The 12,093-nt window shown below is 63.0% G+C and carries 11 protein-coding genes; 2 read left to right on the plus strand and 9 right to left on the minus strand.

Annotated elements, in window-relative coordinates:
* Window positions 1-71: 71 nt before the first annotated feature.
* Complete coding sequence (locus I6F35_RS32505) at window positions 72-1,052, plus strand: class I SAM-dependent methyltransferase (protein WP_225121723.1); 981 nt, start codon at window positions 72-74, stop codon at window positions 1,050-1,052.
* Window positions 1,053-1,071: 19 nt separating this feature from the next.
* On the opposite strand, the gene I6F35_RS32510 is transcribed toward I6F35_RS32505, so the two are convergent.
* Genes I6F35_RS32510 through I6F35_RS32525 form a run of 4 tightly spaced genes read right to left on the minus strand, consistent with a single transcriptional unit; the run spans window position 1,072 to window position 4,735 of the window.
* A complete protein-coding gene (locus I6F35_RS32510; RefSeq protein WP_225121724.1) occupies window positions 1,072-1,485 on the minus strand; it encodes a hypothetical protein in 414 nt (137 codons plus the stop codon).
* On the minus strand, window positions 1,482-2,657 hold the full coding sequence (locus I6F35_RS32515) for a glycosyltransferase family 4 protein (RefSeq protein ID WP_225121725.1): 1,176 nt from the start codon (window positions 2,655-2,657) through the stop codon (window positions 1,482-1,484). Before I6F35_RS32515 ends, I6F35_RS32510 begins: the two co-directional genes overlap by 4 nt.
* A gap of 9 nt (window positions 2,658-2,666) precedes the next feature.
* Window positions 2,667-3,941: a glycosyltransferase gene (locus tag I6F35_RS32520; protein WP_225121726.1), complete on the minus strand. Its 1,275-nt coding sequence runs from the start codon at window positions 3,939-3,941 to the stop codon at window positions 2,667-2,669.
* The gene (locus I6F35_RS32525) at window positions 3,938-4,735 is read right to left on the minus strand and encodes a WecB/TagA/CpsF family glycosyltransferase (RefSeq protein WP_225121727.1); all 798 of its coding nucleotides are present in this window, start codon (window positions 4,733-4,735) and stop codon (window positions 3,938-3,940) included. Before I6F35_RS32525 ends, I6F35_RS32520 begins: the two co-directional genes overlap by 4 nt.
* Before the next feature lie 207 nt (window positions 4,736-4,942).
* Between I6F35_RS32525 and I6F35_RS32530 the strand changes: the two genes are divergently transcribed.
* The gene (locus I6F35_RS32530) at window positions 4,943-6,046 is read left to right on the plus strand and encodes an endo-1,4-beta-xylanase (protein WP_225121728.1); all 1,104 of its coding nucleotides are present in this window, start codon (window positions 4,943-4,945) and stop codon (window positions 6,044-6,046) included.
* 8 nt (window positions 6,047-6,054) lie between these two features.
* On the opposite strand, the gene I6F35_RS32535 is transcribed toward I6F35_RS32530, so the two are convergent.
* The 5 genes from I6F35_RS32535 to I6F35_RS32555 are packed head-to-tail and all read right to left on the minus strand — an operon-like array spanning window position 6,055 to window position 12,042.
* Window positions 6,055-7,491 (minus strand): oligosaccharide flippase family protein, encoded by a 1,437-nt coding sequence (locus I6F35_RS32535; RefSeq protein ID WP_225121729.1) that lies wholly within the window; start codon window positions 7,489-7,491, stop codon window positions 6,055-6,057.
* A gap of 2 nt (window positions 7,492-7,493) precedes the next feature.
* Window positions 7,494-8,543: an acyltransferase gene (locus I6F35_RS32540; RefSeq protein WP_225121730.1), complete on the minus strand. Its 1,050-nt coding sequence runs from the start codon at window positions 8,541-8,543 to the stop codon at window positions 7,494-7,496.
* Window positions 8,543-9,652 carry an acyltransferase gene (locus I6F35_RS32545; RefSeq protein ID WP_225121731.1) on the minus strand — a complete coding sequence of 370 codons (1,110 nt, stop codon included), beginning with the start codon at window positions 9,650-9,652 and terminating at the stop codon, window positions 8,543-8,545. Before I6F35_RS32545 ends, I6F35_RS32540 begins: the two co-directional genes overlap by 1 nt.
* Before the next feature lie 2 nt (window positions 9,653-9,654).
* A complete protein-coding gene (locus tag I6F35_RS32550) occupies window positions 9,655-10,728 on the minus strand; it encodes a glycosyltransferase (RefSeq protein WP_225121732.1) in 1,074 nt (357 codons plus the stop codon).
* 21 nt (window positions 10,729-10,749) lie between these two features.
* Window positions 10,750-12,042 carry a VpsF family polysaccharide biosynthesis protein gene (locus I6F35_RS32555; protein ID WP_225121733.1) on the minus strand — a complete coding sequence of 431 codons (1,293 nt, stop codon included), beginning with the start codon at window positions 12,040-12,042 and terminating at the stop codon, window positions 10,750-10,752.
* Between the last annotated feature and the right edge of the window lie 51 nt (window positions 12,043-12,093).

Raw genomic sequence — 12,093 nt, forward strand, 5'->3', positions numbered from 1 at the left:
GCATCAAACAATCGAGATATGATCAGTTCCTGAGACGAACCCGGGAACGTCGCTCGAATGAAGGGGCCTCATTGGATTCTTCCGTCACCGACCGATTGGACACGTGGGCGCAGACCGACTGGTGGAGGCGCACGGTTCGTTGTCCCCGCTGCGCGGCGCCGCTGCGCGAGATCGACGCGCGACCGTTCTGCTCCAATGCCACATGCGAATATTCCGGGAGTGGATTTCCGATCGTCGAAGACCAGCCGGTCCTGATCGATTTCGCCGCGAGCGTTTTCGAGCGCGGAATGTATCGCGGCGGCAATGGTTCGATCTTCCATCGCGACGTGTCGCGCCGTTCGATCAGTTCACGCCTTCATCAGCTCACCTTCGGCGGCAATTCGGTGGCGCAATCGAACTGCGCACGCTTCATCGAGCTTCTGAAGCAGGAATCGGAACGGCCGGTCGTACTTGTCATTGGCGGAGGCGCGGTTGGCGACGGCGCCGACGAACTCTACGCTGATGACTCCCTCGAGTTGATCGGGACCGACGTCTATGCCTCGCCTTACACGCTGCTGGTGGCGGATGCGCACCGGTTGCCGTTCGAGGACGGCGTGTTTGACGGCGTCTGGGTTCAGGCTGTGCTCGAACACGTGCTGGAGCCTGCGGCCGTCGTCAGCGAGATTCACCGCGTGCTCCGGCGCCGAGGTCTCGTCTATGCCGAAACGCCGTTCATGCAACAGGTGCACGAGCGCGGCTATGATTTCTCCCGGTTCACGCGGAGCGGCCATCGCTGGTTGTTCAAGCAGTTCTCGGAAATCCGCGCGGGCCGGATCGGTGGCGCAGGCGTCGCGCTGGTGTGGTCGATCCGCTATTTCGCCCGTGCGCTCGGCGCCGGCGACAAGCTGTCACGCCTGGTCGCGCTGCCGTTCTTCTGGATCCGCCTGTTCGATCCATTGACGCGCGGTCGCGCGGGATCGGATGCGGCGAGCGGCTTCTTCTTCCTCGGACGCCGTGCGGAGCGACCGCTCGATCCGCACGTCATGCCGCGCTACTACGACGCGCAGAAATGATGGCAGGCGCCTTCGGTTTTCAGGTGAGACCCTTGATCTTCTTGCAGGGAGTCGCCGAGGTCGAGGAAAGCTGCACGATGCCGACGATAGATTTTATCGCCAGCGTCTCCTTGCTGGTGAGGAAGCGCAGCGTCGCGTTCGGATAGGCGTCGCAGAATTGCGACAGCGTCGACGCCGTCGCCGGGATGGTGTCCTGCTTGGGCACGACGGCGATACCGCCGTCCTTGAGGATGTAGGCGTCCTTCACATTCGTCATGTTGCTTGCCGCCAGGCAGATCTTGAACAGATCGTTGTAGGACTGCGGCGGCAACTTCAGGTCACCGCCGAGGCTGCCCAGCAAATATTCGCGGCTTCGACGGCAGTTGTCGGCGTCGGCGCGCGCTACGCCGGTGGCGAGCACGAGCAGGATCGAGGCGGCGGCGATCCGTCTCATGCGGTCACGACCTCGGCCTGTGGTGCAGGCCGCTCTTTGTGAGGCAGTCCATAGGTCGCCGCAGCGCAGCGTTCCCAGGACAATGCGCGCGCATGAGCCAACGCGCCCGCGGCAAGGCTGGCACGCAGTTCGTCGTTCTCGGCGATCCTGGCGATCGCAGCGGAAATGTCGGTGATATCGGGCGATACAAGGATGCCGCTCTGATCCGCCAGTACTGCGTCTGGAACGCCGCCGACAGCCGTCGCAATGCTCGGCACGCCACCAGCGCCGGCCTCGAGATAGACCAATCCAAATCCTTCGACCCTGCCGGAAGAATCAGGAAGTCCTGTCAGGCAAAACAGATCGGCCGCGCCATAGATGTCGCGGATCTCCTCGTTCGGCAGCGGGCCGAGCAGGCGGACATCGCAATTTGCCGTTTCGATCAGGCGCCGGAGTTCGTTGACGTAATCGGCCTCACCGTTCGGGCCGATCACGAGCCAGGTGATACGCTGGCGCAATCGTTCGGGAAGCCGCGCCAGCGCCGCAAGCGTCAGATGATGTCCCTTGCGGTGGGTGATCCGCGCCACGGTGACCATCACCAGCCGCTCCGGCGCCAGGCCGAGGCCGGCGCGGATGTCTGCGTGATCGCGTCGGTCTCCGAACCAGAAGTCCGAGACGCCGAGACTGATCGCACTGATCTGTCCGGCATCGACGGAAAATCGCTTGCGGAACAGATCTCTTGTATAGCGGCTATTGGCGATGATCTCGGTCCGCGGTCCGAACACGCCGGCGCTGCGGATCGCGAGCCGCTTCAGTGGCGTCTGGGTCTCGTTGATCTCGGTGCCGTGCACAGTCATCAGCACGCGTGCCGGCGTCTGCCAGCGAGACAAGGCGACGGGAATGAAGAACGGCCAATCGGCCGCATGGATCACATCGTAGGGCCGCTCGCGTACCTTGTTGCGCGCCAGCATCATTTTCGCCGGCAGGTCCTTCATCGAATGCAGGCCGCCGTTAAAGCGGATCACTTCGAACGGCAACGCGCGATCACGGCCGGCATTGTCCTGTCCGTAGTCCGGCGCCACCAAAGTGACGCGCGCGCCGAGTCGCGTGGCGGCGGCTGCGATTTCTACTGCGTAGGTGCCGATCCCGCCCATGGCAGGAGCAAACTCACTGGTCAGCAGCAGGATGTCCACGTCGCCGCCTCAAGAGGCCGTGGCGGCGGCGAAGCCGCGGGCGTCCTGAATTTCCTGATGGTAGCGGTACACGCGTGCCAGTTGCGTGGCCGGCGTGAAGTCTCGGATCGCATCGGCGACTTGCTCGGGCGTGATGCTGCCGCTGTCGATGGCGTCGCGGACATCAATGAAGCGCTGTGCCAGAGTCTCTGCCATGTCATCGCGGCTGCCGTCGCGCGTCACGAGATAGCCGCTCTGGCCGTCATGGATGACGGACTCAAGCTGCGGCAGATGCATCGCGACCACGGGACGGCCGACCGCGAGCGTCTCCAGCACGCAGCGCGGCATGCCCTCGAATTCGGAGGTGAGAATCCCTGCATGCGCCTCTGCCAGCGTCTTCGCCATGCCCATGGCGTCCTTGAAGCCGTGACGAACGGTGATGTCCTCGATCGCGGCAAATTCACTGAAGCGATGCGGATCGCTGGTGCCGATATAATGAAAGCGGATCGCGCCGTTCAGCCGCTGCCGCAATCGCGCGATGGTGCGGAACATCAGCGGCGGGTCCTTGAATTCGTCGAGCCTGCCCGCGAACACGATCTGGAACGGCGACATGCGTTCCGGGAACGGCTGCGGCTGGAAGATGTCGGTGTTGACCCAGGTCCACAGCGTATCGATCTTCTCCTTGCTGCGCGGATAGGTCTTCTGCATCCGCTCGGTGATGAACGGATTGACGCAGAGGAACTTCTCGCTCATCGTCACCGCGAACCGCTCGCCGGTGTTGTGCACGAAGGAATATTTCCGGAGCAGCGAGTCCATCTGCAGTTTCGGCGCGCCCTCGCCATGCAGCATCTGCACGAAGGGAAGACGCAGGATCGCCGGCAGCCAGGAGAACTCGACTCGTCGCAGGTCGATCGAGCACCGCCGCGTCCGCACCAGGCGAGCGACCTGGCCGAAATGACGCAACAGCGCCATGAAGAACTGTCCGGTCAGCGAAGAGCGAATGGTGCGCGCGGCTTCACGCGCCTGGGCGTCGCTATAGCGCAGGATCGGAAGGAAATCGAAGGTGCGGCCACGGAACGTGATCCGGTGCACTTCACCGAGCGCAAGGTCGCCGATCGAATCCACGCCGACGAACAGGATGTCGGTGTTGTCGGGATGGAAGGTGATGAAGTCGCGGATATAGGTCTCGAGCCCGCCGACCTTTTGACCGCGCGGGTCGAAGGGATGGATCAGGCAGATCTGATAGCGTGGCCGAACGCGGCTTGCATTGCGGGCGCGCAGCGCCAATGTCACGGTCGAGGTCATGCGGTCTTCCGGATTCGTGCGTTGATGATCTGGGGCAGGGTTCGCGCAACGAGCCCGGGAACGGCGGCCATGCAGCGCGCATAGCGCGGCCCGAGCCGGCTCGGGTTGTTCAGCATGCGCCAGGCCCATTCGAGCCCGGCCTTCTGGGTCACCGATGGCGCGCGCTTCTGCGTGCCGGCGATGAAATCGAGCGCGGCGCCGATGCACAACACGCCGGTGCCATCGAGTTCGTCGAGACAGCGGGCGGCAAAGACTTCCTGGCGCGGCGCTCCAAGCGCGACAAAGCAGAGCCTTGCTCCGGACTCGCGGATCAGTTCGATCGCGTGATCGGCCTCAGCGGAATAAGGATCGAAGTTGGGACCCGGCGCATACCATCCCACAACCTGCAGGCCGTGGTACCGTTCCGACAAACGTTGTGCGGTTGCCTTCAGCGTCGCGTCGTTCGACCCGAGCAGGAACACAGGAAGGCCTTTCTTCTGCGCTTCCTCGCACAGCGGTTCCACAAGATCAGCGCCGGTGGTCCGCTCGATAGGCGTGCCGAGCAAGCGAGAGAGCACGACGATCGGGAACCCATCTGCCGTCACAAATTTGGCGCGACGGTAAGCCGCCCGAAAGTCGGGCCGATGCTGCAGTTGAACGACATGGTCGAGATTCAACGTGCACACGCTGAAGTTCTCGCCTTTCTGGGCAGCCGATACGATCGAGTTCACAGCTTCGGGAAGTGAACCAATGTTGATGGCAATGCCATCAACATTGAGATTGGACGTCCCAGGCTGCGTCTGTATTTCCGGCATGTCGATCTCCAGGTGACAGAGAAGCCGAGATGCGCTGACGAACGTCGCCGGCATGCTCAATGCTTGTGCGAAAAGGGAACTCGCATCTCGAAGATTCTTCCTCGACGAGCATCGTCACGAAATAGAACTATTGCGTCGCAACGATGGCGATGCCGCTGTGCAAAATGATTCAGCGTAGCGAATGCATTCACTTGATGGAGAGCAGCCATGCAGATGTCGCGACGACGTGCACTCGCCATTCTCGCAGGCACTAGCGTTGCCGCGCGTGCTGGAGTTTCAAGCGCCGCGCCGGCGCAAAATCAGAGTCTCGGCGCGATCGCTGCACAACACGGATTTGCCTTTGGTGCTGCCGCCGGCCCCGTCATCGACAAGGATCTTGCCTATCGCGAGCTTTATACGACGCAGACGCGCATCATCACGACCGACGTTGCGATGAAAATGGGCACGATCGCGCCACAACCTGGCCCCAAACGTTTCGAGAGCGCGGATCGCCTGCTGCAATTTTGTGCGAGCAACCGGATTCCGATGCGCGGCCACTGTCTGATCTGGAACGATTGGGTTCCGCAGTGGATCAAGAACATGAGCAATGCGGAGCGCCAGATGTTCTTCGATTCCTACATCGAAGAAGTGGTCAGCCGCTACGTCGGCAAGTTGCATTCATGGGATGTCGTCAACGAGCCGTTCTGGCCAGGCCACAAGGCGCCGGGTGGCTACAGGCTTGGGCCATGGTACGACGCATTCGGCGGAACCGGCTATATCCGCCGTGCTTACGAACGCGCAGCCATGGTCGACAAGAAAACCAAATTTGTCCTCAACGAGGCGCAGACCGAGCGCGATGACGAGGTAGGGCTCATCGTGCGCAGCGGACTGCTCCGTCTTGTCGATGAATTGAAGCAGGCCGGGGTGCCGCTTGCCGCGGTCGGCCTGCAGGGTCATCTGCAGCCGCGCTATCCGCATGATCCGGGACGGTTTACCGAGTTCCTGCATCAACTCGCATCACGCGGCGTCGATATCTACATCACCGAATTCGATGTGCGCGACGACACGTTCCCCGACGATATCGCCACCCGCGATGCCATGATCGCCGAAACCGGCGAGAAATTTCTCACCAACGCGCTGCGGGTGCCGGCAGTCAAGATGGTGATCGCCTGGGAGCTGTCAGACAATTACTCCTTCTACACGGATGCCGCCAAGAAGAAGGATCCGCTGGCACAGCGCCTGCCGCGGCCGCTGCCTTATGATTCATCGATGCAGCGAAAGCCGCTGTGGTTCGCGATCGCGCGCGCGTTCGAGAATGCCAAGAAGGCGTAACAGAACGGTCATGCGCCGGAATGTTGCGGGCGCGCCCGCAACATCTTGAACAGTGACGGCGCATAGAGCAGCGCCAGCACGGTGAGATAGACCGCCGCACCTGCTGCGATATGTGCGGCGAGCATGACCGCGTTCGCCGCCTCCGGGAACACTCGCAACAGCGCCGCCATCGCGACCGTTGCCACCGCGATGCGCGCGAGATGCGCAAACGGGAGGGTCAGCCCGAACAGCGAGAAGCCGATGCTGAAACTGGTGGCAGCCGCCGCGGTTGCGGCGAGAACCGTGGCCCCGGCCGCGCCGGCGAGTCCCCAGTAGCGCAGGCAGATCACGCTGAGGATCACCGTCATGGTGGCGTCGATGGCGGAAATCGCCATCATCCAGCGGGTGCGGTTGTGCAGCAGGAAGACTTGGTCGCCGAAATGGGCACGAAGGTTGCGGATCGCACCGGCGAGCGTCGCGAGCGGCAGCACGCTCAGGGTTGCCTGTTGAAACGGCGCCGCGATCAGAAGATGCACGATCTCGAACCGCAGCATGAAGATGCCGGTCAGGCTCGGCGCGAGGATCGCAACCAGCAGCGCGGTGTTGTCGGCAAGCTGCCGCATCGCGGCCTTGCTTCCGCTTTGTTCCATGCTCCTGACCGCGAGCGGAAAGGCGGCCGCCGTCACCAGCATGGCGGCAACTGCGGCGGCACGTTGTCCCAGACCGTAACCCACCGCGAATAGGCCGGCTGCGGCCACACCCTGCATCTCGTTGATGATGAAGCGCGAGGCATTGAGGCCGACCCAGCCGAGTCCGCCGCCGATGATCAGGGGAACGCCGTAATGCAGTGCGTGCACGACGATCTCGCGATCGATCGGCCAGAGGCGGCGGCCATAGGCGATCTTCGGCAGCACGATCAGCGCGGCCGCCAGTTGCGCGATGGCGTAACCGGCCAGCGGCCATTCGGCGGATTGGCCGAACAGTTTGATCATCACAAGGCCCACGGCGAAGCCGACCGCGGGCCCGACCACCTGCTGGATCGTGTAGACCCAGATCTGCTGATGAGCGCGGGCGCGCTCGCCGATATAAAGGTTCAGCGAACGCGTGACCACGTAGGCGATGGCGGCAAGCAGCATGCCGAAATGCGCGTCGGGGGAGATGACGAGGCGCAGCACGACGACCACGACGAGGCTCTGCAGCAGGACCGACGTCAGAAGTACCGCATTTTCGGTCCGGTAGAAGCGTGGCGCATCGCTATCCTGATAGCGGCCGGAGAAGCGCAATGCATATTGCGACCACCAGGCGAGGAAGGCGATCTGCAGGAATTCGTGCGTGGCGGTAACCAGCGTGATGATGCCAAGCGTGTGATCGTTGACCACATGGGTCCAGACGATCATCGCGATCAGCTGGAACAGCGGGCCGACGAACTGCGCAGGAAGATAGAGCAGGGTGTGGCGCAGCAGCATCGTTACGCTCCAAGCCAGCGGGCGACGCGCACGGAGGAGAAATGCCTGACCGCACCGAGCGCGGCGACGCTGACGATGGCTGTCAGCCCGATGGTCACCGCAAAACTGGCAGCCGGGCCAAACTGGCGCAATCCCGCGTGATCGCGCAACAACATCACGATGAAGATGTGCCAGAGATAGATGAAATAGCTGCCTGAGCCAAGGCTCGCGAGCCAGGCTGCGCTGGGCTTCAGCACCAGCAGCGCAACGCTCAACAGCGCCGCATAGAGGAAGAACGACATCGAGTCGTAGACCGCGGCATCGCCGATTCCGGACAGGCGCACGGCCAGATACAGCAAATAGGCGAACAGCATGGCAGCGACAAGGATCGCGCGCATGTTCCGCGCGGTCGCATCGACGAAGCTGGCCGTCAGCGCGCCGACCGCCATGAACGAGAACCAGAAGGGGATGTCGCGCATCCGGACTTCATCGACGAAGGATTCGGCAAAGCCAAGGCGGAACAGCAGCGGATCGAGGTAGCTTCCGGCGACAAGTCCGAAGCCGATTGCAAGGGCAAGCAGGATTGTCATCCGCTGCTCCGTATTCTGCCCGCTCGAATCCGCGGCAGCATAGATCAGCCACAGCACGATGGTGCAACCGACATAGACGAAGACGTAGTAGTACACGAAGACATAGGCGAGCGCGAACCGCGCCACAGTTGTCGTGACGCGATGATCCATCGCGGGATTGTGCAGGGCCATGTAGAGATAGGCGGCGACGAAGGCGATGGCATAGGGGATCACCGCCGCCTTCAGTCGCTTGAACAGCGGTACGCGTCCGGCGCGCGCGGTCAGGTAGCCGGATGCGAACAGGAATATGGGTACGCAGGGCCGCAGCGCCGCATCGATTGCCTTGGTCCAGGCGAGATCGAGCGGCTGCGGCAGCGAATGGATCCCGATCACCATCAGGATGGCAACGCCTCGCATCGTGTCGATCACGGCATCGCGGCTCGTCGTCCGCGCATCCGCGCGAGCGTGAACGACGTCTGCCTGTGCCGAAGCCGCCAGGGTCATCAGGCGATCTCCCGCTGCGGGATCGGTGCCGCCACCGGCTCTGCGAAGCGGCGATCGTAAAGGTTGGTCAGGTAGCGCCGGACCGGCGTCTCAAATTTACGGAAGGAGAGCACGCTGGCGATTCCGAGAATGATGACGGCGAGCGGCGCCAGCACCAGCTTGGCCTCCGGCGAGCCAAACGACAACAGCCGCGAACCGAACGTGATGACGACGGTCGCGACCGGGATGTGCAGCATGTAGCACGAGTAAGTGAACGGCGCGAAGCGATCGAGCTTGAGCATCGATAGCCACGTCTCGCGACCGCTGCAATCGGGCTGGATTGCGAGCACCGCGATGGCATAGATCGCCGCCAGGGCCGCCATCGGCGTCAGCCATGAACCCAGCAGCATGAACGCGGCCAGCGAGGACATCAGCAGGCCCGGTACCGCGGGCCAGCGCGCGATCCGGTCACGATAGAGATAGCAGGCGATGCCGAGGCTGAAGGCGGGGACGGCGCGGAACGCGCCGCCGTAATTGATCCAGTCGGCCCATGGCTCGGTTCCCATCGCCACGGTCCAGAGCGTGTTGGCGAGTGCCGGCAGCGCGAACAGCGCGATGACCAGCACCTTGCGTCGTGCCGTGATCGCAACCATCAGCGGAAACAGGAGATAGCAGAACATTTCCGCCGACAACGACCAGCTTGGAAAGTTGAACGTCAGCCGTTCGCCGGCGAAGGCGTGCAGCAGGAAGATCTGCGCCGGCAGATCGGAGAGCGGATAGCGCGCAGGATTACCGGTGTGCGAAATGCCAAAGGACAGCGCCAGCGCGATTGCGACATAGAATGCCAGGGTCGCCAGATGCAGCGGATAGATGCGCGCCAGGCGTCGCCAGAGGAAACGCCCGATCGCGGCGCCGTCGCCGACATCGCCGTAATACTGCCGGGCGATGACGAAGCCGGAGACCACGAAGAAGAGGTCAACGAACAGATTGAAATGCCAGACATGGCCGATCATGAAGCGCCCGACGGCGAGGTCCTTGAAGTAATCGGAATAGTGCAGGACCACCACGGCGCAGGCTGCGATGATCCGCAGGCTGTCGAGGTGCCGCATCGCGTTGGTGGTCTTGTGCAAGTTTAGATCCGCTTCGGGTTGAACTGATCTGAGGCGAGGGGGTGGGCGGCAAGGCGCGAGATCAGGTCGATCACCGTCTCACGATCATCGCGGGCAAGTCCGTTCCAGCGACCAAGATTCTGCTCGGCCAGCGCGACATAGCGCGCACGCCAATTCTGGATCGACAGTGTGGCCGCAATCTGCGCTGCGGCGGCCGTCGGCTCGGCCGGATTAATGAAGATACCGGATGTGTCGAGCACCTCGCGGAAGATCGGCGCATCGGGCGCTGCGATCGGCAGCCCGGCATATTGGGCCTCGAGCAAGGGAAGGCCGAGCCCTTCGTCATGCGATGTGCAGATGAACAGGTCGGCCGCATCAAGCAGCTCCCTGACGCGCTCGGTGGGCTGATAATCGTGCAGCGTGACGCCCGGCATGGCTTGCAGCGTTTCCCAGTCGTCGCCCCAGCCGCGCCGTCCGACAATATCCAGCGTGGCACCGGCAAAACCCCTTTCGCGCAGCGCCTCGACGAGCGCAGCGGCGGCCTTGAAATTCTTGCGCGGTTCGACGGTGCCGAGTGCGACCAGCCGCAGCGGTCGCGGCATCGTTGCGCGGCCGGCGCGCTGCTCCGATTGCAGGCCGAACACGTTGCGCACCGACGGACGGTACAGCGTGATCTCGGCATCGGATCGGGTATGGATGGCGATCCGGCGCCTCGTATCGTTGGAATTGGCGAGGAAGCGGGGATAGCGCCGCAGCGCGAGCTTGAAGGGACGCGCCATATAGAGGCGGGCGCGCGCGTTGAGCTCGGCGGGCCGCGTCACCAGGAAATCGTCGTGGATGTAGGGCAGCACGCGCGAGGCGAACGGCAACAGCAGCGGGCTGGGCGGAAAGCCGGGACAAAGCAACATCGCGGATGAGGTCGCAAGCCGCAGCGGCAACCCGAAGGTCTGCGTCGTCACCATCTGGCGTGTGCCGCGCGCGGTGACCGGCACCACATGGAGCGGAGCGAGCGCGGATGCGGAAAACAGTTCGAGCGTGATGCGCTCGAGCCCGGTGACATGACGTCCCAGATGGGTGTTGTCGACGTAGATGTCCATAACGATGTCCTGACGCCGGATTTACGCGGGAACAGGCCGGTAACGGCGCTGGGCGACGGGAGGCTGAGCGAATGTCCGCCGATATTCATCGCGCGGCAGCAGCACGGTGATCAACACGATGAACTGCGCAAGCTGGATGTTCTTGGACGAGAAGCTCACCGAACTCGCAGCGATCGTCAACATCAGCAGCAGCATCGCCCAGACGCTGCGGTCGGCGCGCCTGATGATTTCGGTGAAGAGGCAGGCGAGCCCGATCGTCAGCGCCACGGTGTGGATGATGCCGAACTGCGCGATGCAGGAGATCCAGAAATTCTCGATGCCATAATCGAGGCCGAGCTGGCTCTGCAGCGCACTCACCCGCACCGGATTTGGACCGAGGAGCAACTCTTGCCAGTCGAAATGCGACAGCAAATGGAAGGTGGCATAGCGCGCCAGCGTGCTGCCCTTGTCGGAGGAGAAGCGCAGCAGCATCTTGTCGAAGATGCCGAGATCGAGCGCCGCAAATCCGACCGCGCCCGCCACGAACAGCAGGCAGATGGCGAGGATCGCGGCCGAAAGCGGGATGCGCTTGCCCTGCAGCATCCGCAGCATCTCGAAGGCGACAAGCAGTCCCATCACGACCAGCACGGTGACCAGCGCGGTCCGGCCGCCAAACGCCATCAGCGACGCCAGGCTGAAGGCGATCAGCGGCACCCGTATCAGAATCGGGGGGCAGAGCGCTGGCCGCAGCAGCAAGGCCAGCACATAACCCGCGACCACGCCGGAGGCGGTGAGCGGATGGCCGAGAAAGGCCGAGGAGCGCCATTCGCCGAGGACGACGATGTCGCCCATTGTCAGCGGAATCAAACGGTGACCGGAGAAATATTCATAGTAGCCGACCACGATGTTGATCAGAATCGTGACATGGATCGCCCATGCCAGCGGTCGTCGTTGCGACGGCGAGAGCTGCCAGATCGCAAGGCACAGGACGACCGGCGTTAGGAAGGTGTCGAAGATCACCGTGAACGGCCGTTCCAGCACGAACATCTGCACCAGCAGGAACGCCCAGCACAACAGATAGAACAGCAGAAGCTTCGACTGCGAGAACATCCGGTCGATCTCGCCGATCGGTCCGCGGCTGCGCATCAGCAGCAGGAAAAAGGCGAGGAAGGTAAAGTACGTCGCCGGGTGGAGCTTTTCGTAGAAATTGCCGCCCGCCGTCAGGTAGTGGATCTTCACGCTGGTGAGCATGCCCGCCGAAAGCATGAACATGGCGACGACCGCGAGCACAAGAAAGCCTGTCGCCAGCCATTCGACAAAGGTGTCGAATGTCATCCCGCGCGCCGGCGTCCGGGATGGCGCGCGCGATGCGGCCCCGGGCAGGCT

It is taken from the genome of Bradyrhizobium sp. BRP22 (assembly GCF_020194175.1).
Classification (GTDB): Bacteria; Pseudomonadota; Alphaproteobacteria; order Rhizobiales; family Xanthobacteraceae; genus Bradyrhizobium.